At 65.7% G+C, this 26,967-nt stretch carries 29 protein-coding genes; 15 read left to right on the top strand and 14 right to left on the bottom strand.

What is annotated here, in order from left to right:
• Position 1 precedes the first annotated feature (1 nt).
• From H1S04_RS04425 to H1S04_RS04390, 8 genes are all read right to left on the bottom strand, one after another.
• Positions 2-541 (bottom strand): DUF1697 domain-containing protein, encoded by a 540-nt coding sequence (locus tag H1S04_RS04425; protein WP_181744322.1) that lies wholly within the window; start codon positions 539-541, stop codon positions 2-4.
• Positions 542-582: 41 nt separating this feature from the next.
• The gene (locus tag H1S04_RS04420) at positions 583-1,008 is read right to left on the bottom strand and encodes a VOC family protein (protein ID WP_181744321.1); all 426 of its coding nucleotides are present in this window, start codon (positions 1,006-1,008) and stop codon (positions 583-585) included.
• Between the two features lie 240 nt (positions 1,009-1,248).
• A complete protein-coding gene (locus H1S04_RS04415) occupies positions 1,249-2,589 on the bottom strand; it encodes a branched-chain amino acid ABC transporter permease (RefSeq protein ID WP_181744320.1) in 1,341 nt (446 codons plus the stop codon).
• Positions 2,590-2,601: 12 nt separating this feature from the next.
• The gene (locus H1S04_RS04410) at positions 2,602-3,606 is read right to left on the bottom strand and encodes a branched-chain amino acid ABC transporter permease (protein WP_181744319.1); all 1,005 of its coding nucleotides are present in this window, start codon (positions 3,604-3,606) and stop codon (positions 2,602-2,604) included.
• On the bottom strand, positions 3,606-4,109 hold the full coding sequence (locus H1S04_RS04405; protein ID WP_181744318.1) for a hypothetical protein: 504 nt from the start codon (positions 4,107-4,109) through the stop codon (positions 3,606-3,608). Before H1S04_RS04405 ends, H1S04_RS04410 begins: the two co-directional genes overlap by 1 nt.
• Position 4,110: 1 nt before the next feature.
• Positions 4,111-4,941, bottom strand: a complete 831-nt coding sequence (locus tag H1S04_RS04400; RefSeq protein WP_181744317.1) for an ABC transporter ATP-binding protein — start codon at positions 4,939-4,941, stop codon at positions 4,111-4,113.
• The gene (locus tag H1S04_RS04395; protein ID WP_181744316.1) at positions 4,938-5,720 is read right to left on the bottom strand and encodes an ABC transporter ATP-binding protein; all 783 of its coding nucleotides are present in this window, start codon (positions 5,718-5,720) and stop codon (positions 4,938-4,940) included. The genes H1S04_RS04400 and H1S04_RS04395 overlap by 4 nt, the downstream gene beginning before the upstream one ends.
• Positions 5,721-5,843: 123 nt before the next feature.
• A complete protein-coding gene (locus H1S04_RS04390) occupies positions 5,844-7,025 on the bottom strand; it encodes an ABC transporter substrate-binding protein (protein WP_181744315.1) in 1,182 nt (393 codons plus the stop codon).
• A 198-nt stretch (positions 7,026-7,223) separates the two neighbouring features.
• Between H1S04_RS04390 and H1S04_RS04385 the strand changes: the two genes are divergently transcribed.
• Positions 7,224-8,633, top strand: a complete 1,410-nt coding sequence (locus tag H1S04_RS04385; protein WP_181744314.1) for a class II 3-deoxy-7-phosphoheptulonate synthase — start codon at positions 7,224-7,226, stop codon at positions 8,631-8,633.
• Positions 8,634-8,686: 53 nt separating this feature from the next.
• Here H1S04_RS04385 and H1S04_RS04380 read toward each other — a convergent pair whose 3' ends face one another.
• Positions 8,687-9,316, bottom strand: a complete 630-nt coding sequence (locus H1S04_RS04380) for a thiamine phosphate synthase (protein ID WP_181744313.1) — start codon at positions 9,314-9,316, stop codon at positions 8,687-8,689.
• A 97-nt stretch (positions 9,317-9,413) separates the two neighbouring features.
• Here H1S04_RS04380 and H1S04_RS04375 point away from each other — a divergent pair, with 97 nt between their 5' ends.
• From H1S04_RS04375 to H1S04_RS04335, 9 genes are read left to right on the top strand one after another with little or no spacing between them, the layout of a single operon-like run.
• On the top strand, positions 9,414-10,154 hold the full coding sequence (locus H1S04_RS04375; protein WP_181744312.1) for an RNA methyltransferase: 741 nt from the start codon (positions 9,414-9,416) through the stop codon (positions 10,152-10,154).
• Positions 10,155-10,186: 32 nt separating this feature from the next.
• Positions 10,187-10,363 carry a hypothetical protein gene (locus H1S04_RS04370; protein ID WP_181744311.1) on the top strand — a complete coding sequence of 59 codons (177 nt, stop codon included), beginning with the start codon at positions 10,187-10,189 and terminating at the stop codon, positions 10,361-10,363.
• A complete protein-coding gene (gene murA, locus H1S04_RS04365) occupies positions 10,363-11,646 on the top strand; it encodes a UDP-N-acetylglucosamine 1-carboxyvinyltransferase (protein ID WP_181744310.1) in 1,284 nt (427 codons plus the stop codon). Before H1S04_RS04370 ends, murA begins: the two co-directional genes overlap by 1 nt.
• The gene (locus tag H1S04_RS04360) at positions 11,639-12,118 is read left to right on the top strand and encodes a DUF2948 family protein (RefSeq protein WP_181744309.1); all 480 of its coding nucleotides are present in this window, start codon (positions 11,639-11,641) and stop codon (positions 12,116-12,118) included. Before murA ends, H1S04_RS04360 begins: the two co-directional genes overlap by 8 nt.
• Positions 12,115-12,675, top strand: coding sequence for an N-acetyltransferase (locus tag H1S04_RS04355; RefSeq protein ID WP_181744308.1), 561 nt, complete (start codon positions 12,115-12,117; stop codon positions 12,673-12,675). Before H1S04_RS04360 ends, H1S04_RS04355 begins: the two co-directional genes overlap by 4 nt.
• A 47-nt stretch (positions 12,676-12,722) precedes the next feature.
• Complete coding sequence (gene hisD, locus H1S04_RS04350) at positions 12,723-14,036, top strand: histidinol dehydrogenase (RefSeq protein ID WP_181744307.1); 1,314 nt, start codon at positions 12,723-12,725, stop codon at positions 14,034-14,036.
• Positions 14,033-14,518 carry a UPF0262 family protein gene (locus H1S04_RS04345; protein WP_181744306.1) on the top strand — a complete coding sequence of 162 codons (486 nt, stop codon included), beginning with the start codon at positions 14,033-14,035 and terminating at the stop codon, positions 14,516-14,518. Before hisD ends, H1S04_RS04345 begins: the two co-directional genes overlap by 4 nt.
• 1 nt (position 14,519) lies before the next feature.
• Positions 14,520-14,981, top strand: a complete 462-nt coding sequence (locus tag H1S04_RS04340) for a low molecular weight phosphatase family protein (protein WP_181744305.1) — start codon at positions 14,520-14,522, stop codon at positions 14,979-14,981.
• A gap of 40 nt (positions 14,982-15,021) precedes the next feature.
• Positions 15,022-16,215, top strand: a complete 1,194-nt coding sequence (locus H1S04_RS04335) for an acetyl-CoA C-acetyltransferase (protein WP_181744304.1) — start codon at positions 15,022-15,024, stop codon at positions 16,213-16,215.
• 275 nt (positions 16,216-16,490) lie between these two features.
• Here H1S04_RS04335 and H1S04_RS04330 read toward each other — a convergent pair whose 3' ends face one another.
• The 3 genes from H1S04_RS04330 to edd form a co-directional block, all read right to left on the bottom strand.
• Positions 16,491-16,949, bottom strand: coding sequence for a hypothetical protein (locus H1S04_RS04330; protein ID WP_181744303.1), 459 nt, complete (start codon positions 16,947-16,949; stop codon positions 16,491-16,493).
• Complete coding sequence (locus H1S04_RS04325; RefSeq protein WP_181744302.1) at positions 16,946-17,230, bottom strand: hypothetical protein; 285 nt, start codon at positions 17,228-17,230, stop codon at positions 16,946-16,948. Before H1S04_RS04325 ends, H1S04_RS04330 begins: the two co-directional genes overlap by 4 nt.
• Positions 17,231-17,484: 254 nt before the next feature.
• Positions 17,485-19,287, bottom strand: a complete 1,803-nt coding sequence (edd, locus tag H1S04_RS04320) for a phosphogluconate dehydratase (RefSeq protein WP_181744301.1) — start codon at positions 19,285-19,287, stop codon at positions 17,485-17,487.
• A 124-nt stretch (positions 19,288-19,411) separates the two neighbouring features.
• On the opposite strand from edd, the gene H1S04_RS04315 reads away from it, so the two are divergent.
• The 5 genes from H1S04_RS04315 to pgi all read left to right on the top strand — a co-directional run bounded on the left by H1S04_RS04315 (position 19,412) and on the right by pgi (position 24,976).
• Entirely contained in the window at positions 19,412-20,608 is a 1,197-nt protein-coding gene (locus tag H1S04_RS04315) for an RSP_2647 family RNA methyltransferase (protein WP_181744300.1), read from the top strand.
• Positions 20,608-21,159, top strand: coding sequence for an RSP_2648 family PIN domain-containing protein (locus tag H1S04_RS04310; protein ID WP_181744299.1), 552 nt, complete (start codon positions 20,608-20,610; stop codon positions 21,157-21,159). The genes H1S04_RS04315 and H1S04_RS04310 overlap by 1 nt, the downstream gene beginning before the upstream one ends.
• A 91-nt stretch (positions 21,160-21,250) precedes the next feature.
• Positions 21,251-22,696 (top strand): glucose-6-phosphate dehydrogenase, encoded by a 1,446-nt coding sequence (zwf, locus tag H1S04_RS04305; protein ID WP_181744298.1) that lies wholly within the window; start codon positions 21,251-21,253, stop codon positions 22,694-22,696.
• Positions 22,693-23,364 (top strand): 6-phosphogluconolactonase, encoded by a 672-nt coding sequence (gene pgl, locus H1S04_RS04300; RefSeq protein ID WP_181744297.1) that lies wholly within the window; start codon positions 22,693-22,695, stop codon positions 23,362-23,364. The genes zwf and pgl overlap by 4 nt, the downstream gene beginning before the upstream one ends.
• A complete protein-coding gene (gene pgi, locus H1S04_RS04295; protein WP_181744296.1) occupies positions 23,354-24,976 on the top strand; it encodes a glucose-6-phosphate isomerase in 1,623 nt (540 codons plus the stop codon). The genes pgl and pgi overlap by 11 nt, the downstream gene beginning before the upstream one ends.
• A 70-nt stretch (positions 24,977-25,046) precedes the next feature.
• Here pgi and H1S04_RS04290 read toward each other — a convergent pair whose 3' ends face one another.
• Both H1S04_RS04290 and eda read right to left on the bottom strand, forming a co-directional pair.
• Positions 25,047-26,270, bottom strand: coding sequence for an MFS transporter (locus tag H1S04_RS04290; protein ID WP_181744295.1), 1,224 nt, complete (start codon positions 26,268-26,270; stop codon positions 25,047-25,049).
• 1 nt (position 26,271) lies between these two features.
• Positions 26,272-26,913 carry a bifunctional 4-hydroxy-2-oxoglutarate aldolase/2-dehydro-3-deoxy-phosphogluconate aldolase gene (eda, locus tag H1S04_RS04285; protein ID WP_181744294.1) on the bottom strand — a complete coding sequence of 214 codons (642 nt, stop codon included), beginning with the start codon at positions 26,911-26,913 and terminating at the stop codon, positions 26,272-26,274.
• Between the last annotated feature and the right edge of the window lie 54 nt (positions 26,914-26,967).

The raw sequence follows: 26,967 nt of genomic DNA, 5'->3' as shown, positions 1-26,967 counted from the left end.
GCTAGGCTGCAGCCGCCGCCAGCTTGACCAGCGTATTCCAGTTGCGCGCGGTGCCGGGCTGACCCAACAGGCGCTCCAGCCGGGCGGGTGTCAGCTTCGACCGCCCGACGCTGTCCAGAAAATCGATATACACCTCGCGCCCATGGACCTGAACCGGCTCCGGGCCGCCATGCGCGGTCACCGCCGCGATGCGGTCGGCTGGGGGTGGATGGTCGAGAAACAGCACCAGCATGTGGTGAGGCCGGACCTGCGCGGCGGCCGGCATCGGATTCAGGGCCAGCACTTTCCGCAATTCGGGCGCGCCGCGCAGGAAGGTGGGATTGTCGAGGTCGAAGCCCGCTACTACGCGGCACAGGATCTTGGTCAGCTCGCCCTCGGGCAGCGGCGATTGGAAGACCAGATTGCCGGTGGCCAGCAGGCTGCGGACCTGGCCGAGGCCCGTGGCTTCGCAGGCCCTGCACAGCGCGGCGAGCGGCATCTTCGCATGGGTGGTGGGGCCGATGCCACGCAGAAGGCCGATCCAGTGCTGCGTGTTGGTCATGGTGATCTCCCGGTGAAAGGGCCTCATGCGAGGGGGATGGGTCAGTCGTATTCGGGAAGCAGGTCGGGGTTCCAGACGATGTCCCACAGATGCCCATCGGGGTCGCGGAAATAGCCGGCATAGCCGCCATAGAAGGTTTGCTGCGCGGGTTTGACGATCTCTGCGCCGGCCCGTGCTGCAGCTGCCATGATCTGATCGACCTCGTCCCTGCGCCCGACATTATGGCCGACGGTGAAGGCGGTAGGACTGACCGGCTGCTGCGGCAATCCGGTGTCATGGGCGATATCGGACTGCGCCCAGAGCGCCAGTTTCATCCCGCCGGACAGGTCGAAAAACACCACCGCGCCGTGGGCGAATTCCTGCCCGATGATGCCCTTTGTCGGCAGCCCGAGGCCGTCGCGGTAAAAGGCGAGCGACCGTTCCAGATCGGCAACGCCAAGCGTCAGGACGGAGATTGCGGGTTTCATGTCGTGCCCCTTTCTATCGGCCCCCGCACCGCGCCGGGACCTGGATAGTCTTGGGCCGCTGCAGGCAGCGGAAGGACCCGCGAGCCGCGGGGGCCGGGCCAACCGTCCCGAGCCTGACCTGTTTCAGACCCTGAAATGCTAGGCCAGGCACCGGGCGCAGTCAACTTCCGCGTCGCCGGGTCGGGGCGAAATGAAAAGAGGGGCCCGAAGGCCCCTCTGGCTCGGGCGCGCGCGGGGCGCCTATTTCTCGGGCACCAGCCCGCGCGGCGAGAAGCGCAGCACCAGCAGCAGGATTACCCCCATGGCAATGAAGCGCATATGGGCGGCGCTGTTCAGCAGATGCTGCTTTACGGTGCCATCGGGCAGCGGCATGGTCAGCAATCCGATCAGCTGCGGGCCCCAGACCTCGACCTTTATCCACAGGAACCAGATCAGGATGGCGCCAAGCGCCGCGCCCCAGTTGTTGCCTGACCCGCCGACGATCACCATCACCCAGATCAGGAAGGTATAGCGCAGCGGGTTATACTGGGTCGGCGCCATCAGCCCGTCATGGGTGATCATCATCGCCCCGGCCAGGCCGATCACCGCACAGCCGATCACGAAGATCTGCAGGTGGCGGCCGGTCACGTCCTTGCCCATCGCCTCGGCCGCGATCTCGTTGTCGCGGATGGCGCGCATCATCCGGCCCCAGGGCGACTTCAGCGCCAGTTCCGACAGCCAGATCAGCACCAGCAGCACCACCAGGAACAGCCCGGCATAGCACAGCTTGACCCAGATCCCCGACAGCTCGTTCACCGACATGCCCCAGCTTTGGGCGCGTTCGATGAAGGCGGGGTCCTTCTGCAGGTTGATCTCGTAGGGCACGGGGCGGGGGATGCCGGTGATGTTCTTGACGCCGCGGGCCAGCCATTCCTCGTTCTTCAGGACGGCGACGATGATCTCGCCGATGCCGAGCGTGGCGATGGCCAGATAGTCGGACCGCAGGCCGAGGGCGACCTTGCCGACGCCCCAAGCAGCGGCGGCAGCGAACAGCGCCCCCACCGGCCAGGACAGCAGCACCGGCAGGCCGAGGCCGCCAAGGTTGCCGTATTGCGCGGACTGGTTCGCCTCGATCGCCATCACGGCGGGGTCGAACAGCCAGCGATAGACGAAGAAACCGGCGATCAGCACCACCAGCAGCCCTGGCACCCGCCAGCGCTTCGGTCCCCGATGCCAGACGATGGCGGCGAAGCCCACGGTGCCGAGGCCGACCAGCAGCGCCGACATGACGCGCAGGCCCCCCGCGCTCCACGCGCCCTGCACCGGCGCGACCGAGATCAGCACCGGGGCCAGCCCGCCAAGCGCGAGGAAGCCCACCACGCCCGAGTTGAACAGGCCCGCATAGCCCCATTGCATGTTCACCCCCAGCGCCATGATGGCCGAGATCAGCCCCATGTTGAGGATCGCGAGCGAGGTGTTCCACGAACCCGAGAACAGCGCGTTGCGCGTCGTGCCCTCCAGCACGAACAGCGCCACCAGCACGGCGAAAAGGATCGGGGCGCGCCAGGGGCTCGCGGCTTCGGCTTGACGAGACGTTGCCATGTTCTGACCCCCTTAATAGGCTTTGCCGCGGAACAGGCCGGTCGGCCGGAACAGCAGCACCACGATCAGGATCACGAAGCTGACCGCGAATTTATATTCGGTGGACATCAGTTGCAGCATCGCCGAACCGGTATCAAAGCCCAGGTATTCCGCGACTTTTTTCCACGGATAGGTGATCGCCACTTCGGAAAAGGCGACGATGAAGCCGCCGGCGATGGCACCGATGGGGCTGCCCAGGCCGCCGACAATGGCGGCGGCGAAGATCGGCAGCAGGATCTGGAAATAGTTGAACGGCTTGAACGCCTTGTCGAGGCCGTAAAGCACGCCCGCGATGGTCGCCAGGGCGGCAGCGATGATCCAGGTCAGGCGCACCACCTTTTCGGGGTCGATCCCCGACAGCAGGGCGAGGTCCTCGTTATCGGAATAGGCGCGCATGGCCTTGCCTGATCGGGTGCGGTTCAGGAACCAGAACAGCACGCCAACCACCAGCACAGCCACAACGAGGGTAATCAGCTGGGTGGTGCGCAGTGCCAGTCCTTCGGTCAGGCCGCTCCATTCACGGAAGCTTCGCACGTCGATGACGAAGCGCGCACCGTCGTCGAAGCGGATCTCGTCCACGCCGATCAGCACGCGGGTCAGACCGTTCATGATGAACATGACCCCGACCGAGGCCATGACCAGGATGATCGGATCGGATTTTTTCTGTCGGTAATAGCGGTAAACCAACCGGTCGGTGGCCAGCACCATCAGCGCGGTGCCGGCGATGCCGATGGGCAGGGCCAGCAGCGCAGTCGGCAGCGGGTAGATGCTGACGCCCGCGGCCTGCAGGGCCCAGGTCGCGAAGATGGTGATGGCGGCGCCGAAGGCCATGGTGTCGCCATGGGCGAAGTTGGAAAACCGCAGGATGCCGTAGATCAGCGTCACCCCAAGCGCGCCAAGCGCCAGTTGCGCACCGTAAGCCGCCGCCGGGATGAAGACGAAATTCAGAAATGCCACGAGGGCGTTCAGGATATCCATTACTTGGAAGCCTCGCAGGTGCCCAGATAGCTGGTCGAGCTGATCGGATCAGTCTTGTGGAAGGTGAAGCGCGCTTCGCCATTGGCGGCGATGGTCAGGATCTGCTGACCCACCGGATCGTCACCGGTCGAGAAGGCCATGGTGACCGCGCCTTCCTGCTGGGCCGAAAGTGCCAGCGATTCCTTGTCGTCATCCCATTGCGCCTCGGCCATGCCGGCGCCGTCGCTGATGATCGTCAGTTTGCCGGCAAAGCTGGTTTCGGTGCATTTGGTGTCGACGCATTGGGTCTTGAAATGACAGGCCATCTTCATCGCCGTCGCATCGGGCGCGCCGCCATCGGGGGCCACGTCCGAGATCGCCGGGATCTGGTCCACCGGGGCCTGACCGCCGGGGGGCAGCTGCTCGGTGGTGGCAGGGGGCAGGGGTTCGTCCGGCGCGGCGTCCTGCGCGAAGGCGGGCAGGGCCATCATGAACGCCACGACCGTCAGTTGAAACAGCGTCATCTCAGCCTCCCAGGAAGGTGCGGCGCACCTCGTCGTTTTCCATCAGTTCCTTGCCGGTGCCGGTATGGGCGTTGCGGCCCTGAACCAGCACATAGGCCTTGTCGGCGATGTTCATCGCCTGCTTGGCATTCTGTTCGACCATCAGCACCGGCAGGCCGGTGCGGGCGATCTCGATGATGCGGTCGAACAGTTCGTCCATGACGATGGGGCTGACGCCCGCGGTCGGTTCGTCCAGCATCAGCAGGCTGGGCTGGGTCATCAGCGCCCGGCCGACTGCGACCTGCTGGCGTTGGCCGCCCGACAGTTCGCCCGCCGCCTGATGGCGCTTGTCCTTCAGGATCGGGAACAGGCCGTAGACCTGCTCCATGGTGCCGCGAAAATCGTCATTGCGGATGAAGGCGCCCATTTCCAGGTTTTCCTCGACCGACATCGAGGGGAAGATGTTGTTGACCTGCGGCACGAAACCCATGCCGGCCTTGACCCGGTCCTGCGGGTTCAGGGCGGTGATGTCCTGGCCGTTCAGCCGGACCGAGCCCTCGCGCAGGTTCAGCATCCCGAACAGTGCCTTCATTGCGGTCGATTTGCCGGCCCCGTTCGGGCCGACGATGACCGCGATCTCGCCCTTTTCGACGGCGATGGTGCAATTGTGCAGGATGTCGGGACCGCGGCCATAGCCGCCGGTCATGTTCTCGCCGATCAGGAAGGGGTCGCCCGCGGGAGCGGGGCGGACGGGGCCCGAGCGGCGGGTGCCGTCGATCTCGCCCCGGCCCTTCTTGTTCACGATGGAAGCGTCGCGGCTGCCGCGTCCGCCGAAAGTCCCGGTGTCGCTCATGCGCCGATCATCTCCTTGTTCTTCAGACCACGGCCCAGATAGGCCTCGATCACGGCCTCGTTCTGCATGATGCTGTCGGCGCTGCCCTGGGCCAGCACCTTGCCCTCGGCCATGACGATGACCGGGTCGCACAGCTTACCGATGAAATCCATGTCATGCTCGATGACGCAGAAGGTATAGCCGCGCTCCTTGTTCAGCCGCACGATGGCGTCGGCGATGGTCATCAGCAGGGTGCGGTTCACCCCGGCCCCGACCTCGTCCAGAAAGACGATCTTGGCGTCGACCATCATCGTCCGGCCCAGTTCCAGCAGCTTCTTCTGGCCGCCCGACAGGTTGCCCGCCTTCTCATCGGCGACATGGCTGATGGTCAGGAAGTCCAGCACCTCGTCGGCCTTCTGGCGCAGGGCCTTTTCTTCCTCGCGGATGCGGCCGCGCGCGAACCAGGTGTTCACCAGCGTCTCGCCGGTCTGGCGGGGTGGCACCATCATCAGGTTTTCCCGGACCGTCATCGAGCCGAATTCATGCGCCAGCTGGAAGGTGCGCAGCAGGCCCTTGTGGAACAGCTCGTGTGGCGAAAGGCCGGTAATGTCCTCGCCATCCATGATGACCCGGCCCGAGGTCGGTGTGTACACCCCGGCGATGACGTTGAACAATGTGGATTTTCCCGCGCCGTTCGGACCGATCAGCCCGGTGATGGAGCCGGTTTCGATGGTCAGATTGGCGCCATCCACGGCGGAAAAGCCGCCGAATTTCTTGTGCAGGTTCTCGACCCGGATCATCACGCCCCCTGTCGCGTCAGATCATGTATGTCCCCATGCTACCGTTATCGGTCGGTTTTGGCATGGAGTTCTTACAAAAAGGCCCGGCGCATGCAGCGCCGGGCCCGCTTTGATGTCGGGAAATCAGTGGTAGCCCACGACTTCCAGCTTGCCGTCCTTGATGGTGGTTTCGCGGAAGGACCCGGCGCTTTCGCCCGGCTCCACAAACTCCACCGAGGAGGCGCCGACATAGTCGATGTCCTGACCCGCGGCCAGCAGCTCCAGCCCCTTGGCCAGTTCGCCCGGCAGGATCTGCTCGCCCGGCGCGTTGGCGACTTCCATCACCTTCTCCTTGACGGCGGCCGGATCGGTCGATTTGGCCGCCTGCATGGCCAGCAGGATCAGGGCGGCGGCGTCATAGGATTCGGCGGCATAGGCCGAGGACCCGTCGAAGCCCTGCGCCTTGGTCAGTTCCTCGAACTTGGTGCGGCCATCGCCTTCGGCAGCCGGGTTGATCCCCAGCATGCCGTCAATGGAGGCGCCGAAACGGTCGGGGAGGGTGGCGTTGATCATCCCGTCGGGGAAGATGAACTTGGTGAAGGCGCCGGTATCCAGCGCGCCCTGGGTCACGCCCGAGCCGCCCTGGTCGACATAGCCCACAACCGCCAGCGCATCGCCGCCGGCCGCGGCCAGTGCGGCGACCTCGGCCGAATAGTCGGCCTTGCCGTCGTCATGGGCGGCGATGATGGTCACCTTGCCGCCGAGCTTTTCGAAGTTGCTCTTGATGCTGTCGGCCAGACCCTTGCCGTAGTCGTTGTTGGTGTAGGTGATGGCCATCGATTCGATTCCCTGCGCCTTGGCAAGGTCGGCGATGACTTCGCCCTGACGCGCATCCGACGGCGCGGCGCGGAAGAACAGGCCCTGATCTTCGATGCTGGTCAGCGCCGGCGAGGTGGCCGAAGGCGAGATCATCAGCACGCCGTTCGGAATCGCCACCTTTTCCAGCGTCGCGATGGTTTCGCCCGAGCACTGCCCGCCGACCATCGCCTTGACGCCGTCGGCGACCTGACGTTCCGCTGCGGCAACCGCGGCTGCGGCGTCGGTGCAGGTGGTGTCCGAACGCGAGGTCACGACCTTCGAACCATCCAGCAACTTGCCGGAATCGCTGACTTCCTTGGCGGCCAGTTCGGCCCCGGCGGCCATGTTCGGCGCCATCGATTCGAGCGGACCGGTGAAGCCCAGGTGCAGGCCCAGTTTCACGTCTTCGGCGCCCGCGGCCCCGGCGAGAAGCGCGGTGGCGGCAGAAGCGAGAAGCAGACGTTTCATATTGTTATTTCCCCTGTTGGTCTTGTTGATGAGGATGAGGTTAGCGAAGCAGCCCGTCAAAAGTAAAGTCGCTTGTCGTATACGTCTGGGGCGGGTCGGGCCTGGGTCCGGGGCGGGTCAGGTCGCCGAACGGCCGGGCTTTCGCTTGAGCGGCTTGCGGCCTATATAGATGCTCGAAACACTCAGGAGAGCCTCGCCATGACGCAGGATCAGCGCACGACCCCCGCCGCCCCCCGCAACTGGGAAAAGGCTGGCTGGCGCGCCTATCCGCGCATCCAGATGCCGGATTATCCCGATACCGCCGCGCTGAATGCGGTCGAGGCGCAACTGGCCAAATATCCGCCGCTGGTCTTCGCGGGCGAGGCGCGCCGTCTGCGCGCCCATCTGGCCGATGTGGCGGCGGGCCGTGCCTTCCTGCTGCAGGGCGGCGACTGCGCCGAGAGCTTTGCCGAATTCAGCGCCGACAACATCCGCGACACCTTCAAGGTGATGCTGCAGATGGCGGTGGTGCTGACCTGGGGCGCCCAGCTTCCGGTGGTGAAGGTCGGGCGCATGGCCGGGCAATTCGCCAAGCCGCGCAGCGCGCCCACCGAAACCGTCAGCGGGGTGGAACTGCCCAGCTATCGCGGCGACATCGTCAACGGCTTCGACTTCACCGCCGAGGCGCGCGTTCCCGATCCCCAGCGGATGCTGTCGGCCTACACCCAGGCCGCAGCATCGCTGAACCTGCTGCGGGCGTTTTCGACCGGTGGTTACGCCGATATTCACCGCGTGCAAAGCTGGATCGCCGATTTCACCTCGGGTCCCGAGGCGCAGCGCTATCGCGACATCGCCGACCGGATCAGCGATGCGATGGCCTTCATGCAGGCGGCGGGGGTGAGTTCGGCCACGTCGCACGAGCTGGGGCAGGTGGAGTTCTACACCAGCCACGAGGCGCTGCTGCTGGAATATGAAGAAGCGCTGGCGCGCACCGATTCGACAACCGGCCTGCCGGTGGCGGGGTCTGGCCACATGATCTGGATCGGCGACCGCACGCGGCAGCCGGACGGCGCCCATGTGGAATTCGCCCGCGGCGTGCAGAATCCGATCGGGCTGAAGACCGGGCCGTCGACCACGGCCGAGGATCTGAAGGTGCTGATGGCAAAGCTGAACCCGGCCAACGAGGCGGGCCGGCTGACGCTGATCGCGCGCTTCGGCGCGGGGACGGTGGGCGATCACCTGCCGCGCCTCATCAAGGCGGTGCAGGAGGAAGGTGCCAATGTCGTCTGGTCCTGCGATCCGATGCACGGCAACACCATCAAGTCGGCCTCGGGCTACAAGACCCGGCCCTTCGAATCGGTGCTGCGCGAAGTGCGCGAGTTCTTCGCCATCCACAAGGCCGAGGGTACCATCCCCGGCGGCGTGCATTTCGAGATGACCGGCAAGGACGTGACCGAATGCACCGGCGGCGTGCGCGCGGTGACGGACGAGGATCTGTCGGACCGCTACCACACCGCCTGCGACCCGCGCCTGAACGCCAGCCAGTCACTGGAGCTGGCCTTCCTGGTCGCCGAGGAACTGCGCGCGCGCCGTGTCTCGGAACCCAGCCGCCAGACCAGGGTGGGCTGAGACACAGCTGGAAACAACATGAAGAAGGGGCTTCAAGGCCCCTTTTTTGTTGGCTATTTGTCCTGACGCCAGAGATGGGACAGGGCGTCCATCGGATCGTCCTTGGCCCAGATCTCGGGGCCGATGGCGAAGAAATCGGTGATCGGGGCCAGCTTGCCGATCAGCACCGCATCGAGGCCGCCCTCGGCGACGACCGGCACCTCGATCATCTCGGACCACCAGGCGAAGATGTCCATGGGCGCCTCCTCGCCGGTGCCCAGACCGGTGGGACCGACGGGGCCGAAGCTGACATAATCGGCACCGGCCTCGGCCGCGCTCATCCCGTCATGGCGCGAGGCGGCGCTGAATGCGCCGACGATGGCGTCATCGCCCAGCTCGCGACGGGCATAGCGGACCTGCTTGGCCCCGGTGGTCAGATGCACGCCGTCGAGTCCATGGTTCTGCGCGATCTGGATGTGATCCTCGATGACCACGGCGACGTCATGGGCATGGGCGATGTCGCGCACCACATCCGCCATACGGCCAAGGCGGGCCTCGTCGCCCGCGCCGGGGATGCGCACGCAGGCGACCTGATAGCGTTCCAGCACCTCGGCCAGGCGCGGGCCGAAGGCATCCGGGTCGGCCCCGACCGGGGCGATCAGGTAAAGCTGGGGGGCGCTTGGCGCATCGGGCTGGTCGGTCATGGCGATTTCCTTAGTTTGCGAATGCAATAGCAGCGCAAGCCCCACCACGCCAGAGTTTCGCTTGCGGGATGGCCTGCCGGGCGATAACAGCCGCGCCATGTCTGACAACGCGCCCCAACCCGTCATCATCCTGACCCGCCCGCAGATGGGCGAGAATATCGGCGCCGCCGCCCGCGCCATGCTGAATTTCGGCCTGACCGAGATGCGGCTGGTCGATCCGCGCGACGGCTGGCCCAATCCGCGCGCCGTCGCCATGGCCTCGGGGGCCGCCGCGCAGGTGCTGGACCGGGCGCGGGTCTTCCCGACGCTGGCCGAGGCGATGGAGGGGGTCACCTATGCCTTGGCCACCACCGCGCGGGGCCGCGAACTGACCAAGCCGGTCTTCACCCCCGCCACCGCGACCACCCAAGCGCGCGAGGAAATCGCGGCAGGCGGCCGTGTCGCCTTCATCTTCGGGCCGGAACGCGCGGGGCTGGAAAACGACGATATCGCGCGGGCCAATGCGATCCTGACAGTGCCGGTGAACCCGGAATTTCCATCGCTCAATCTGGGGCAGGCGGTGCTTCTGCTGGGCTATGAATGGGCGCAGGGCCGTCTGCCCGCGCAGCCCATGCCGACCGGGCGGCGCCCGGCGGGCGAGGTCGCCGCCGACCGGATCGAGATCGAGAAGCTGGCCGATCATTATGAGGCGAAGCTGGACGAGGCCGGTTATTTCTTCCCGCCCGAAAAGGCCCCGCCGATGAAGCTGAACCTGCGCAACCTGTGGTCGCGCATGGCGCTGACCAGGGCGGATGTGCAGGTACTGCACGGGCTGCTGCGTCAGTTGACCCGGCGCTAGACCTTGTCCGGGCAAAGCGCTAACAGAACCCAATGAACAAGACCCGCAAACCCGATGGCAAGACCGCTGCCGGCCGCGAAGATCGGCTCGGCGCGGCGCTGAGGGCCAATCTGGCCCGGCGCAAGGCGCAGGCACGCGCGCGCGCCGATCAGGATGAGCAGCAAGAGGGCGCGCCCGCGCAGGACAGCGCCCCGGAAAGCGAGGAATAATGGATCAGATCATCGTGCAGGGCGGGGGCGCGCTTTATGGCGAGATCCCGATCACCGGGGCCAAGAATGCCTGCCTGACGCTGATGCCGGCGACGCTGCTGACCGACCAGCCGCTGACGCTGACCAATGCGCCACGGCTGTCGGACATCACCACCATGACCGACCTGCTGCAATCGCTGGGTGCCGAGGTGGTGTCGATGCAGGACGGCCAGGTGTTGGCCATGTCCAGCCATGACCTGACCAGCCAGCGCGCGGAATACGAGATCGTGCGCAAGATGCGCGCCTCGATCCTGGTGCTGGGGCCGCTGCTGGCGCGGTTCGGCGAGGCGGCGGTCTCGCTTCCCGGCGGCTGCGCGATCGGCGCCCGCCCCGTCGACCTGCACCTGAAAGCCTTCGAGGCGATGGGGGCGGAACTGGACCTGCGCGACGGCTATGTCCATGCCAAGGCCCCCGCAGGCGGCCTGCGCGGCGCGATGATCGACTTTCCGCTGGTCTCGGTCGGGGCGACGGAGAACGCGCTGATGGCGGCGACGCTGGCCCGCGGCACCACGGTCCTGAAAAACGCCGCGCGCGAGCCGGAAATCGTCGATCTGGCCGAGTGCCTGCGCCGCATGGGCGCCCAGATCGAGGGCGAGGCCACCGGCACCATCACCATTCAGGGCGTCGATACGCTGCACGGCGCCACCCATCCCGTCGTCACCGACCGGATCGAGCTGGGCACCTATATGCTGCTGCCCGCCATCTGCGGCGGCGAGATCGAATGTCTGGGCGGTCGTCTGGACCTGCTGGAGGCCTTCGCGGCCAAGCTGGACGAGGCCGGCGTGTCCGTGACCCAGACCGAACGCGGCATCAAGACCAGCCACAAGACCGGCCGCGTCCGCGCCGTCGATGTGGTGACCGAACCTTTCCCCGGCTTCCCGACCGATCTGCAGGCACAGATGATGGCGCTGATGTGCACGGCGGAAGGCACCTCGGTCCTTGAGGAAAAGATTTTCGAGAACCGCTTCATGCACGCCCCCGAACTGGCCCGCATGGGCGCGCGGATCGACGTGCATGGCGGTCATGCCACCGTCCACGGCGTCGACAAGCTGCGCGGCGCGCCGGTGATGGCGACTGATCTGCGCGCCTCGATCAGCCTGATTCTCGCCGGGCTGGCGGCGGAAGGCGAAACCGTGGTCAGCCGGGTCTATCACCTCGATCGCGGCTATGAACGCGTCGTGCGCAAGCTGCGCGGCGTCGGCGCGAACCTGAAACGCATCAAGGAGGCTCATCCCGATGAGTGACGCCAGCTTTCACGACGCCGATCAGGGGCCCCTGATGCTGCGCGCCGAAGGGCCGGAGGATGTGGCGGTCCTGTCCATGCTGGTGCAGGACGCGGTGCTGACCGGCGCCGATGTGACCTTCGACCGCAAGCGTCGCCAGCTGGCCATGCTCATCAACCGCTTCCGCTGGGAGGATGTCGATGCCGCGCAGCGCGAGGGGCGCGAGTTCGAACGGGTGCGCGCGCTGCTGGTGGTGTCCGACATTACCGGCATCCGCAGCGACGGTATCGACCGTGGCGACAGCGACGAGGTCCTGTCGCTGCTGGCCATGATCTGGGAACCGGGCACCGATGGCACTGGCCGGCTGCAACTGGATTTTGCCGGCGACGGCACCATCCAGATCGACGCCGAAGCGATCTCGATCGACCTGCGCGACGTGACCCGGCCTTATGCGGCGATTTCGGGTCACATGCCGACGCATGACGACGCATGACCGAACGGCCCTTCCGGCTGTGGCAGCTGACACCGGACCGGGCCGCGGAATGGCGCGCCATCCGGCTTGAGGCGCTGCGCCTCGCGCCCGAGGCTTTCGGATCCAGCATTGACGACTGGGACGGTCGCCCGCTGGAGGATTTCGCTGCCCGTCTCGCAGGATGCGAGGTCTGGGCGGCAGGGCCGGCCCCCGGCACCCCCCAGGCCGTCGCCAGCTGGGAGCCGGGCATCTCGCCCGCCGAACCCGATCTCGGCTGGGTGATGTCGGTCTATGTCCGCCCCGAGGCGCGCGGGCAGGGGTTGGGCGATGCGATCTTCGACCGGCTGATCGCACGCGCCGCCTCTGCGGGCATGACCCGGCTGGGCCTGCATGTCGGGCAGGCCAATGCCCGCGCGCAGGCGCTTTATGCCCGCGCGGGCTTCATCCCCACCGGCGCCGCGCCGATGTTGAACGAGCGCGGCCTGTGGGAGATCGAGATGCGCCGGATGCTGCGCCCGCCCCTGCGCCAGCGACTGCGGGCCCTGCGGGTGCCCCGCCCATCCGCTTTGCGTGCTTGAGCGTCCCGCCGCCCCCCGTTAGACAGTCTTCGCAGAAGGAGCTGTCCATGCCCGTCGAACTGACCACCGCCGCCGCCGATTTCGAAGCCGCCTTCACCCGGATGCTGTCCGCCAAGCGTGAGGATTCGACCGACGTATCCGACACCGTGGCCGCCATCATCGCCGATGTGCGCGCACGCGGCGATGCGGCGGTGATCGACTATACCAGCCGTTTCGACCAGTTGCCGCTGACCCCGGACAGGCTGCGCTTCTCCCCAGCGGAAATCGCCGAACAGATCGCCAAGGTCCCGGCCGAGGACCGCGCGGCGCTGGAACTCGCCGCTGAACGGATCCGCGCCTATCATGCGCGCCAGATGCCGCAGCATGAAAGCTGGACCGATGCGGCGGGGGCCATGCTGGGCTGGCGCTGGGGGCCGGTGGCGGCGGCGGGCCTGTATGTGCCGGGGGGACAGGCCAGCTATCCGTCTTCGGTGCTGATGAATGCGATCCCGGCCCGTGTGGCGGGCGTCAGCCGGCTGGTGGTCTGCGTGCCCACCCCGCGCGGCGAGGTCAATCCGCTGGTCCTGCTGGCCTGCGAACTGGCCGGGGTGGACGAGATCTATCGCATCGGCGGCGCGCAGGCGGTGGCCGCGCTGGCCTATGGCACCGACACGATTGCGCCGGTCGACAAGATCACCGGGCCGGGCAACGCCTATGTCGCGGCTGCCAAGCGGCAGGTCTTCGGCCGTGTCGGCATCGACATGATCGCCGGGCCGTCCGAGGTGCTGATCATTGCCGATGCCGACCAGAACCCCGACTGGCTGGCGCTGGACCTGATGGCGCAGGCTGAACATGATGCCGACGCCCAGTCGATCCTCATCACCCCCGATCCGGCCATGGCCCGCGCGGTCGCCGCCTCGGTCGAGGCGCTGATCCCGACGCTGCCGCGCGCGGAGATCGCCGGGGCCAGCTGGCGCGACTACGGCACCATCATCGTCACCGGTGATCTGGACGAGGCCGCGGCGCTGTCGGATCGCATCGCGCCCGAGCATCTGGAATTGTGCGTGGCCGATCCCGAGGCGCTGGCAGCAAAGACCCGTCACGCGGGCGCGATCTTCCTTGGCGCCTTCACGCCCGAAGCGGTGGGCGATTATGTCAGCGGCCCGAACCATGTGTTGCCGACGGCGCGCTCGGCGCGGTTTTCATCGGGGCTTTCGGTGATGGACTTCCTGAAGCGCACCACAATGGCCCGGCTGACGCCGCAGGCACTGGCCGCCATCGGGCCGGCGGCGGTCCGGCTGGCGGAATCGGAAGGGCTGCAGGCGCATGGCCGCTCGGTCTCGGCCCGGCTGGCGGCCTTGAATGACAGGAGCGGGACATGAACGCGAACAGGATTTCCCGCATCAAGATCGACGACAGCGCCATCCCGCCGGCCTCGGCGGTGGTCATTCAGGAACGCAAGGTCGCAATCTATGACCTGCTGGAGGAGAACAGTTTCGACCTGCCGGGCCGCGGCGGCCAGCCCGCCCCCGCCGGTCCCTATGCGCTGCTGCTGGCGATCCGCGATGGCCGGCTGGTCTTCGACATCTCGACCGAGGCGGACGAGAAGGTGGGCGAATTCCATTTGTCGCTGGGACCGTTCCGGCAGGTGGTGAAGGACTACTTCCAGATCTGCGCCAGCTATTACGACGCGGTAAAAACCCTCGCCCCCGCCCAGATCGAGGCGATCGACATGGCCCGGCGCGGCATTCACAACGAGGGGGCGCGCACGCTTCAGGAAAGGCTGGAGGGCAAGGCCGAAGTCGACAGCCATACCGCGCGCCGGCTGTTCACGCTGATCTGCGCCCTGATCCCGCAGAGCTGACATGGCAGGGCAGATCCCCCATTCCATCCTGTTCTGCTGCGACCACAATGCCGTCCGCTCGCCCATGGCCGAGGGGATGATGAAGAAGTTCTACGGCCACGCCGCTTATGTGCAATCGGCGGGGGTGAAGAACGATCTGGAAATCGACGGTTTCGCGGTCGCGGTCTGCCAGGAATGGGGGATCGAACTGTCGCGCCACCGCTCGCGCAGTTTCGAGGAAATGCAGAGCTGGGGCGACGACCTTGGCAGTTTCGATCTGGTGGTGGCGCTGTCGCCTGCCTCGCAGCGGCAGGCAATGGAACTGACGCGCCACGCCCATCTGGATATCGAATACTGGCCGGTCATGGACCCGACGGGCCTGGCCGAGGGCCGCGAGGCCGTGCTGCAGAAATACCGCGAGACGCGGGACATGATCCGCGTCCGCATGATCGATCGTTTCGGTCCCCCGACGGGGGCCGTCTGACGCCCGCCCCCGTGCTGGCCGCGTTTCTAGGGAGGAAACCATGCCCGATACCCGTGACCCCATCGTCATCGTCGACGCCGCCCGCACGCCGATGGGCGGCTTTCAGGGCGATTTCGCCGATGTCACCGCCCCCGAACTGGGGGCGGCCGCCATCCGTGCCGCCATCGCCCGCAGTGGCGTGGCCCCGGAGCTCGTCGAGGAAATCGTCATGGGCTGCGTGCTGCCCGCAGGTCAGGGGCAGGCGCCCGCGCGGCAGGCCGGGCTGGGCGCCGGGTTGCCGTTGGGCGCGGGCGCCACGACCATCAACAAGATGTGCGGCTCGGGGATGAAGGCGGCGATGTTCGCCCATGACCTGATTCTTGCGGGCAGCGCCGATGTGGCGGTGGCGGGCGGCATGGAGAGCATGTCCAACGCGCCTTACCTGCTGCCGAAAGCGCGCGGCGGGATGCGCATGGGGCATGGGCAGGTCATGGACCACATGTTCCTCGACGGGCTGGAGGACGCCTATGACAAGGGTCGCCTGATGGGCACCTTCGCCGAGGATTGCGCGCAAGCCTACGGCTTCACCCGCGAGGAACAGGACGCCTTCGCCATCGCCTCGCTGACCCGCGCGCAGCAGGCCATCGCGAGCGGCGCCTTCGCGGCCGAGATCGCCCCGGTGACCGTCGCGCGACGCAAGGGGGATGTGCTGGTCGAGATCGACGAACAGCCCGGAAAGGCCGACCCGGTCAAGATCGCCAGCCTGCGTCCGGCCTTCCGCAAGGACGGGACGGTGACGGCGGCCAACAGCTCCTCCATCTCGGACGGGGCGGCGGCCCTGGTGCTGATGCGGCTGAGCCAGGCCGAGAAGCTGGGCCTGACGCCGCGCGCGGTGATTGCGGGCCATGCGACGTTTGCCGGCAAGCCCAGCGATTTCCCGACCGCTCCGGTGGGTGCGATGAAGAAGCTGGCCGCGCGCACCGGCTGGGATCTGGCCGATGTCGACCTGTTCGAGATCAACGAAGCCTTCGCCGTCGTCACCATGGCTGCCATGCGCGACCTGAACCTGCCGCATGAGAAGGTGAACGTGCATGGCGGCGCCTGCGCACTTGGCCATCCGATCGGCGCTTCAGGGGCGCGGGTGCTGGTGACGCTGCTGGCGGCGCTGGAACGGTATGGGATGCAGCGCGGCGTGGCGTCCCTGTGCATCGGTGGCGGTGAGGCGACGGCAATGGCGGTTGAGCGGGTGAACTGACCGCGGCGGATAGGGTCAGCGCGCGCGGTATTGGCTAACCCCGAAGACCGTCAACCAAGCGGGCTGTATCAGGTTTGGGCCCAAACTACCGAGTGCCGCGGATTTCCTGAACTGGGGCGAAGCGTGTATTTCCGCCATTCTCGGTGAAAGTGTCGGCCCTCATCGGATATTCACGGGAAAGGCTCACTGTCATGCAGCATTCGCTAGGCACGTCATCAGAGAATCGGCGCAGAATTTTTTCCGGTAAACAGATGGGTCGCGGCGGCAATACTTAGCTACTTGGGCGTCTTGTGGTGCCAGATGTTATGAGCCTCGTATCCGAGCGAGTGAAGTTGCCCATATAATTTGTGATCTGCCGTTAGAACTTTGACATCCATGGTGGCGCATAGTTCTATGATTGCGCTGTCTGTCACTCCAAGTCGCATATAGTTTTCGGAATCTGCTATTTGCGGACTGGAGATGTAAGCCTCCCGCGCCATTTTCATAAATTGGCCAAGCAACTCCCTAACTCCAGAAATTTTATCTCCATTGTCATCAAGAAGAAGATTCCCTGCCTCAGTCACGATGTTCGGAATTGTGGCGAGGCGCTTCGGATCGGTGATGTGACTTTCGATCCAATGAAAATCTTCAGCCGTGTAGGCTTTTGCTCGCTTGAACGTACCTAACTTGCTTATGTCGCAAGCGCCTACGATCCAAACAACAAGTAGGTTGGCGTCAAGGATGATTGATTTCAATTTGAGCGCAGCATCTCAATAAAATCTCCATTATTCTGGTTTATCACAATCGTCCGGTATTCTCGAAGTGGCTCTTTGGGTTTCTCATGGAAACCTGAAGTAAGTATGCTAGAAGGTTGAGTTGTTTTGTAACGACCGGCATCAAAGCCTATGGTGATTTTCCAGCCATCGTGGTCTAAAGTCACCTCTTCCAGAAGTTTATGGCTTTGGGTTCCATGTGCTGACATAAGGTCATCGAAATATTCAAAAGCCTTTGCCACTGCTTCTTTTGCTGTGATCACTGCAATCTCGCCGTTTGGTATGGGTCAGCGCCTGAGTAGCCGATTATTGAGCGATGGCCAACTATCTTGTTGTTACGCTCTAAGCGGATTCATTCGACGGAAGCTGCCGTTGAGCCCGCACAGTTAGCATCTGATTTGCCTCGTATACCCCCCCGGCTCACAGACCCATTGCCCTTACCGTAATCAGCGAGGGCAATGCCGTTTCTAGTGCCAGCTGCCGTCGGGCTTGGGACTCCCCGGCTGCAACCTCCTGCTCAGACGATGCTGCAAGCGCCTTCGGTGGCGTCGCCTGCGGCGGCGCGGAACAGGCCGAACATCTCGCGGCCCATGCCGAAATGGTTGGGCGTCAGGTCGATGCTGACCGGGTCGCGATCGTCGAAATCCGCGGCCAGACAGTCGATGGTGCCGTTGACCGCATCCAGCCGGATCAGGTCGCCATCCCTGACGCGGGCCAGCGGTCCGGCATTGGCGGCCTCGGGCGCCAGATGGATCGCGGCGGGCACCTTGCCCGACGCGCCCGACATCCGCCCATCGGTCACCAGCGCCACCCGCAGCCCGCGATCCTGCAGCACGGCGAGGACGGGCGTCAGCGAATGCAGTTCCGGCATGCCATTGGCGCGCGGCCCCTGAAAGCGGACGACGACCACGGTGTCACTGGTGAATTCGCCCGCCTTGAAGGCGGCCTTCACCTGCTCCTGATCGCTGAAGACACGGGCCGGGGCCTCGATGATGTGCCGCTCGGGTGCGACGGCACTCGCCTTGATGACACCGCGGCCCAGATTGCCCTGCAACTGCTTCAGACCGCCGGTCTTCGCAAAGGGGTCCGAGGCCGGGCGCACGATCTTCTCGTTCAGCGATTCGCGGGGGCCGTCTTCCCATTGGATGCGGCCGTCGCGCAGCTTGGGTTCGGTGATGTACCGCTCCAACCCGCCGCCGGCGATAGTGCGGACGTCCTGATGCAGCAGGCCGGCTTCCAACAGGTGGCGGATCATGTAGCCGAGGCCGCCTGCGGCGTGGAAATGGTTCACATCGGCCAGCCCGTTCGGATAGACCCGCGCCATCAGCGGCACGGCATCGGAGATATCGCTGAAATCCTCGATATCGATCAGCACACCCGCCGCCCGCGCCATCGCGGGCAGGTGCAGCACAAGGTTGGTCGAGCCGCCGGTCGCCATCAGCCCGACGATGCCGTTGACGAAGGCGCGTTCGTCCAGAACGTCGCCCACCGGCAGGAAGTCGTTGCCCAGCCGGGTGATCGCGGCGACGCGTTCGACTGCGGCCCCGGTCAGCGCGTCGCGCATCTCGGTATTGGGGTTCACGAAGCTGGCGCCTGGCAGGTGCAGCCCCATGAATTCCATCAGCATCTGGTTGGTGTTCGCGGTGCCGTAGAAGGTGCAGGTCCCCGGCGCATGATAGGAGGCCATCTCGGCCGCCATCAGCTTGTCGCGGCCGATCTCGCCCGCGGCGAATTGCTGGCGGACCCGGGACTTTTCGTCATTGGGCAGGCCGGAGGGCATCGGCCCTGCCGGCACGAAGACCGAAGGAACATGGCCGAAGGTTGCCGCCGCGATGACCAGACCCGGCACGATCTTGTCGCAGACGCCCAGATACAGCGCCGAATCGAAGGTGTCATGCGACATCGCCACGCCGGCCGCCAGCGCGATCACGTCGCGGGAAAACAGCGACAGTTCCATCCCGGCGCGGCCTTGGGTGACGCCGTCGCACATGGCGGGCACACCGCCCGCGACCTGTGCGGTGGCGCCGTGTCGGGCCGCATATTCGCGAATCAGTCCCGGATAGCGTTCGTAGGGCTGATGGGCCGAAAGCATGTCGTTATAGGCGGTGACGATGCCGATATTAGGCTTGCGGCCATGGGCGAGTTCCTCTTTCTCGGGCATGGCGGCATAGGCATGCGCCTGATTCCCACAGGAAAGATGGGCCCGGCGCGGACCGTCCTCGGCCGCTTTGGCGATGCGTTCCAGATAGGCCGCGCGGCTGTAAAGCGATCGTTGGCGGATACGGTCGGTCACGCGGTCGATGGCGGCGTGCAGGGTCATGGCTGGCCTCCTGATATCGGGATGAACCCGGTATACACTGTTAGCGGTAACGGCGCAACGGGGCTTGGGCTCTTGTCGTGGGGGCGGGGGCGTGCCACATCGGACGCGAGTGAAAGGATACCCCATGACGAGTTTGCCCGTAATCCGCCTGCGTCCCAAGACAAAGCCACAGGCGATCCGCCACGGCTTTCCGTGGGTCTTCGCCGATGAGGTGGTGACCGACCGTCGTACCCGTGCGATCCAGCCGGGTAGCTTCGCGGTGTTGGAAGACCCCGAGCGTAAGCCGCTGGCGTTGGTGACGGTCAATCCGAATTCCAAGATCATCGGGCGGGTGATGGATGCCGATCCCGAGGCGCAGATCGACCTTGACTGGCTGCGTGCCCGACTGACCCGCGCGCTGGCGATGCGCGAGCGTCTTTATGATGCGCCGTTCTACCGGCTGGTCCATGCCGAGGCCGATGGGCTACCCGGCCTGATCGTCGACCGGTTTGGCGAAACCGCGGTGATCCAGCCCAACGCGGCGTGGTCCGACACCATGGCGCCGCAGATCGCGCAGGCGCTGCAGGATGTGACCGGCGTGACTACGGTGGTGCTGAACGGGCAGGGCCGGGCGCGCAATCTCGAGGGGCTGGACGAGCGGACCGAGGTGATCGCGGGCGCCGCCCCGGCCGCCCCGATCGAGGTGCCGATGAACGGCGCCCTCTATATGGCCGATGTCATGGGCGGCCAGAAAACCGGGCTGTTCTATGACCAGCGGCCGAATCACGCCTTCGCGCAGCGGCTGGTCGACGGCGGCCGGGTGCTGGATGTGTTCAGCCATGTCGGGGGCTTCGGCATGGCAATGCTGGCGGCGGGGGCGGATCATGTCACCTGCATCGACGGGTCCGAACCGGCGCTTGCGCTGGCGCGCAAAGGGGCCGAGGCGATGGGCAATGCCGACCGCCTGGACACCCGGCGCGAGGATGCCTTCGCGGCGCTGGAGGCGCTCGCCGCCGAGGGGGCGCAGTTCGACGTGGTGATCTGTGACCCGCCCGCCTTCGCGCCGAGCAAGCAAGCGCTCGAGGCGGGCCTGCGCGCCTATGAGCGGGTGGCCAAGCTGGCCGCGCCGCTGGTCGCGCCCGGCGGCTATCTGGGGCTGTGCTCGTGCAGCCATGCGGCCGATCTGACCAGCTTCCGCAATGCGTCGGCGCGCGGTATCGGGCGCGGCGGCCGACGTGGGCAGCTGATCCATACCGGGCAGGCCGGCCCCGACCATCCGACACTGCCGCAACTGGCCGAGACCGGCTATCTCAAGGCGCTGTTCTTCCGGCTGGACGGCTGATGACCGGCCCGGATGCGGCCGTTCTGGACGCGAATGTGCTGTTCCCGACGGTCCTGCGCGAGATCCTGGCCGATGTCGCACACGCCGGGCTGTTCCGTCCGCTCTGGTCGGCGCGCATTCTGGAAGAATGGCGCCGCGCCGCCGCCCGGCAAGGCGAGGATTTGGGCAGTATCGCCAGCGCCGAAATCGCCCTGCTGACCGAACGCTTCCCCGCGGCAGTCACCAGCGAAACCGGCACCCGCAGTGCCGGGCTGAACCTGCCAGACCCTGACGACGCCCATGTGATCGAGGCGGCGCTGAACGGCGGCGCCCGCATCATCGTCACCGTCAACCTGCGCGATTTTCCCCGCCCGGCGCTGGCGGCGGTCGGATTGCATGCCGTCCATCCCGATGCGTTCCTGACCGATCTGTGGGCACATGACCCCGATCCGGTGGCCAGGGCCGCCCATGCCGCCCATGCCAAGGCCCTGGCACTTGGCGGCCAGATGGATTTCCGCGCACTGATGAAGCGTGCGCGCCTGCCGCGATTGGCGCGGGCCCTTGCACGTTAAGCCCGGCTCGTGCACCGTTCCGGCACAGCCATCGGACTTGCTGATACCGCTAACATCGGTTAGTCACGTTGCGAATTCTCAGGAGGTGCCCATGGTGGTGCGTGTCATTCCCGTTGACGATTTCGACCTGGTGATTTTCGGCGCGACCGGCGATCTGGCCCGGCGCAAGATCTTTCCGGGTCTGTATCGTCGCTTTCTGGCGGGGCAGATGCCGCCTTCGGCACGGATCATCGGCGCCGCCAGATCGGACCTGACAGACCAGCAGTTTCGCGACGAAACCCGCGCCGCCATTGACGAATTCGCACCCGGCATCGACACCTCACAACTGGCTGCGTTTCTGGACCGGTTGCACTATGTCGCCATCGACGCCAAGGGCACCGGCGGCTGGGAAAAACTGAAAGAGATCATGCGGCCCGGCGTGGTGCGGGCGTTCTATTTCTCGGTCGCGCCGTCGCTGTTCGGGGATCTGGCGCAACGGCTGTCGGATTACGGTATCGCTGATGGCGACAGCCGCATTGTTGTGGAAAAACCCTTTGGCCGCGATCTGGAATCGGCGCGCGCGCTGAACGACGTGCTTGCGCGGCATTTCGCTGAAAAGCAGATCTACCGCATCGATCACTATCTGGGCAAGGAAACCGTCCAGAACCTGATGGCGGTGCGCTTCGCCAATATCCTGTTCGAGCCCCTGTGGAACGCCCAATACGTCGATCACGTCCAGATCACCGTGGCCGAAACCGTAGGCGTCGGCGGTCGCGGCGGCTATTACGACCAGTCGGGCGCGATGCGCGACATGGTCCAGAACCACATGATGCAGCTTCTGTGCCTGATCGCGATGGAGCCGCCCTATCACTTCGACCCCAACGCCGTCCGCGACGAAAAACTGAAGGTTATCCGCGCGTTGGAGCCGGTATCTGAAACAGAAATCGTGCGCGGCCAGTATCAGGCCGATGGCGACGACCCCAGCTATCTTCAGGATGCCGAAAACCCCGACAGCCGCACCGAAAGCTTCGTCGCGCTGAAGGTGAAGATCTCGAACTGGCGCTGGCAGGGCACGCCATTCTATCTGCGCACCGGCAAGAAGATGCGCGCGCGCACCAGCGAAATCGTCATCACCTTCAAGGAACCGCCGCATTCGATCTTTGACGAAAGCAGCCAGAAGGCGAACCAGCTTGTCATCAAGCTGCAACCCGACGAAGGCATGGTCCTGACCGTGATGATCAAGGAACCCGGCCCCGGCGGCATGCGTCTGATGCAGGTGCCGCTGGATATGTCCTTCGCCGATGCCGTCGGCCCCGAAGGCGCCGATATGCCCGACGCTTACGAACGCCTCATCATGGACGTGATCCGGGGCAACCAGACCCTGTTCATGCGCGGGGACGAGGTCGAGGCCGCCTGGGCCTGGGCCGATCCGATCATCAAATCCTGGGAGGCCGGGAAGGCCCGGCCCGAACCCTACGACCCCGGCTCCTCCGGTCCCGAAGAAGCGCTGCGGCTGATGCATCGCGACAATCGCCGCTGGCGGGAGATCCGGGCATGAGCGCCGAGATCATCACCTATCCCGATGCCGAGCTGATGGCGCTGTCGCTGGCCGACCGCATCGCCGGAGAGCTGCGGGTAAATCTGGATGCGCAGCGCCCGACCAGCCTGTGCGTGCCCGGCGGCTCGACGCCCGCGCTGATGTTCCGGGCGCTGTCGGGGCTGCCGCTGGACTGGGAAAAGGTCACCGTCTTCCTGAACGACGAACGTTGGGTGCCGGCGGACAATCCGCGCTCCAACTCGGCCATGCTGCGCAAGACGCTGCTGGTGGGACCGGCCGCGGCGGCCAATTATCTGGACCTTTATACCGGCGATCCGACGCCGGAAGGGGCCGCGCCGGCGCTGTCCGAACAGATCAGGCCGCATCTGCCGATCACCGTTCTGGTGCTGGGCATGGGCGATGACATGCACACCGCCAGCCTGTTCCCGCAGGCGCCGGGGCTGGAGGCGCTAATGGCCAGCGATGCACCCGCCGTGATGGCGGCGACGGGCGGGGGCGAACCCCGCATCACCCTGACCGCGCCCGCGCTGCAATCGGCGCTGAACATCCATATCCTGATCAAGGGGGCGCAAAAGCGCGCGGCCCTTGAAGCCGCCACCGGGGCCGATCCGATTTTGGCCCCGATTTCAGCCTTCCTTCGCAATGCGGTGGTGCATTATGCCGAATGATCTCACGCCTGTCTGGACCCGCCTCGATGCCACCCGTCCCTCGGGCGAGCGGCGCATCACCGATCTGTTCGACGCCGATCCGAACCGGGTGCCGGAATTCACCATCCGCGCCGATGGGCTGATCTTCGACTATTCCAAGACCAATATCGACAAGACCAGCCGCGAGGCGCTGCTGGACCTGGCCGCGCATGTCGCCGAAAAACGCGACGCCATGTTCGCCGGCAAGCGCATCAATGAAACCGAGGATCGCGCAGTCCTGCACACGGCGCTGCGCAATTATGACACGCCGCTGCTGGTCGACGGCACCGATGTCAGCGTCGAGGTCGCGGGCACGCTGGACCGCATGTCGGCCTTTGCCGATGCGGTGCGCGACGGCAGTTTCAGGGGGCAGGGCGGCAAGATCACCGATGTGGTCAATATCGGCATCGGCGGCTCGGACCTGGGTCCGAAGATGGCGACGATTGCGCTGGCGCCCTATCACGACGGGCCGCGTGTGCATTTCGTGTCCAATGTGGACGGCGCCGACATCTCCGACACGCTGGCCGGGTTGAACCCCGAAACCACGCTGGTCATCGTTGCCTCCAAAACCTTCACCACCATCGAGACGATGACCAATGCGCAGACCGCGCTGGATTGGATGAAGGCCTCGGTCACCGATCCGGCGACGCAATTCGCCGCACTCTCCTCGGCCACCGACAAGACCGCCGCCTGGGGCATCGACGGCGCCCGCGTCTTCGGGTTCGAGGACTGGGTCGGCGGGCGATATTCCGTCTGGGGACCGATCGGGCTGCCCCTGATGATCGCCATCGGACCCGAGAATTTCCGCGACTTCCTGCGCGGGGGCGCCAGCATGGACGCGCATTTCCGCACCGCGCCGCTGCCGCAGAACATGCCGGTGATGCTGGCGCTGGTGGGGATCTGGCACTATCAGGTCAACGGCTATCCCACCCGCGCGGTGCTGCCCTATGACAACCGCCTGTCGCGCCTGCCCGCCTATCTTCAGCAACTGGAGATGGAATCGAACGGCAAGCGGGTCGACATCGACGGCAACGACCTGCCGCGCCCCTCGGGTCCCGTGGTCTGGGGCGAGCCGGGCACCAACGGCCAGCATGCCTTCTATCAGCTGATCCATCAGGGCAAGCAGATCGTGCCCTGCGAATTCATCGCCGCCGCGCGCGGCCATGAACCGTCGCTGGATCACCATCACAAGCTGCTGCTGGCCAACTGCCTCGCCCAGTCCGGGGCGCTGATGCGCGGCCGCAGCCTCGATGTCGCGCGCGAGATGATGGCGAAGAAGGGCCTGACCGGAGAAGAGCTTGAACGTCAGGCTCGCCACCGGGTCTTCCCCGGCAACCGTCCCTCGACCACGCTGCTGATCGACCAGTTGACCCCCTTCACGCTGGGTCAGATCGTGGCACTGTATGAGCACCGGGTCTTCGTCGAAGGGGTGATCTTCGGGATCAACAGCTTCGATCAATGGGGGGTGGAGCTGGGCAAGGAACTGGCCCTGACGGTGGCCCCCCTGCTGGACGGAAAACCCGCCCCCGGCCATGATCCGTCGACGGTCGCACTGGCCCATGACATTCTGGAAATGCGTGCATCTTCCGGCTGATAAATCCCATCGCCCTGCCAGCGGATGCCACTGGTCCGGCGCCCATTGGCAACGGGCCATGTTCGGGTCCTCAGGCTTCCTTCGGGCGCAGCACCAGCCAGATCAGCGCCCCGCCGGCCAGCACCAGAAACGGCACCATCGCCAGATTGACCGCGCTCCACCCCGCGGCGGCATTGGCAACGCCCGCGCAGTTCATCAGGCCGCCTGACGACAGCGACGCCAGAAACACCCCGCCAAACACCACAAGATCGTTCAGACCCTGTATCCGGCTGCGTTCCTCGGGGGGGCTGGCGCGGGTCAGCATGGCGGTTGCACCAATGAATCCGAAGTTCCAGCCGATCCCCAGCAGGATCAGCGCCGCGAAGAATTGTCCCAGTGCGACCCCGCTCAGCGCCACGGCCCCCGAGGCGGCAAGGATCGTCAGCCCCAATCCCACGATCATCGGCGCGCCGAAACGTGCGATCAGATGGCCGGTGAAGAAGGATGGAATGAACATCGCCAGCACATGAGCCGAGACGACATTGGCGGCGTCATTGCTGCTCATCCCGCAGCCTACCATGGCCAAGGGGGTTGAGGTCATCACCAGATTCATCAGCGCATAGCTGACCATTCCGCAGATCATTGCCACCGCGATTACAGGGTCGCGCAGGATCCGGCCCGCGGGACGGTCCTGCGCCGAGGCCCGTGTCTCGGTCGCTTGCGGCTTCGGGATATCAAGGGCCATGAACAGCCACAGCCCGATCAGGTTCAGCCCGACGATCGCCAGATAGGAGGCCATGAACGGGATGGCGGTCGCGCCTGCGGTCGTGCGCACCAGGGCTGGCCCGATGATTGCCGACAGAAGCCCGCCGGCCATGACCCATGAAATCGCCTTGGCCTGAAATTCGGGCGGCGCGGTATCGGTGGCGGCAAAACGGTAAAACCCCTGCGCGGCCATATAGATACCGGTCAGCAGCGAACCGGCCATGAACAAGACAAAACTTCCCAGACCGATCCCGAGAAAGCAGATCCCGGCCCCCGACGCCCCCGCCAGCACGGCCAGCTGAAAGCCGGGGCGACGCCCATAGCGCTGCATGAAGGCCGACAGCGGCCGCGCGGTCAGCGCCGATCCCAGCACGATCATCGACAGGGGCAGGGTGGCCAGGCAGGGATTGGGGGCCAGCGACTGGCCGACCAGGCCGCCGATGATGAAGATCATCGACATCTGCGCGCCCAGAAGCGCCTGGGCGATGACCAGCACCGCCAGATTGCGCCGCGCCGACCGCATCGAATTATGGGCCGACGCGTCTGTCATCCTATCCGCGAAGCTGGAAGGCGGCGCGGGCGCGGTCCTCGATGCCGGTCCAGTCGCCTTCGGCAACGGCGTTTTGCGACGCAACCCAGCTTGACCCCACGCAGATCACATTCGGCAGCGACAGATAGGCGCTGGCATTCTGGGGGGTGATCCCGCCGGTCGGGCAGAAGGTGATATGCGGCAGCGGCCCCGCCAACGCCTTCAGCGCCGGCGCCCCGCCCGAGGTCTCGGCCGGGAAAAACTTCAGCATGTCGTAGCCATATTCATTGGCCTGCATCACCTCGGAAGCGGTCACCGCGCCCGGCAGCAGCGGCAGCGAGGCATCCTCGCAGGCGCGGATGATGGTTTCGGTCGCACCGGGCGAGACGGCGAAGGACGCCCCGGCCTCCTTGGCGCGGTAGACCTGCTCGCGGCTCAGCACGGTGCCGGCGCCGACATGGCCGCCGCTGACCCGCGACATTGCCTTGATGGCAGCAAGGGCCGCATCGGTGCGCAGCGTCACCTCCAGCACGGGCAGGCCACCGGCGACAAGCGCCTCGGCCAGACGCTCTGCCCGTGCGGCGTCGTCGATGACCAGAACCGGGATGACGGGCGCGAGAGCGCACAGCGCGCGGGTGCGTTCGGATTGCGTCTGCGGGATCATGACAGGATCTCCTTTGGAATGGGCGAAATTAGGCCCGGATAGCGCAAACATGCA

Source organism: Paracoccus sp. S1E-3, assembly GCF_013868135.1.
Classification (GTDB): Bacteria; Pseudomonadota; Alphaproteobacteria; order Rhodobacterales; family Rhodobacteraceae; genus Paracoccus.
This window is presented reverse-complemented; position numbering and strand designations above follow the sequence as displayed.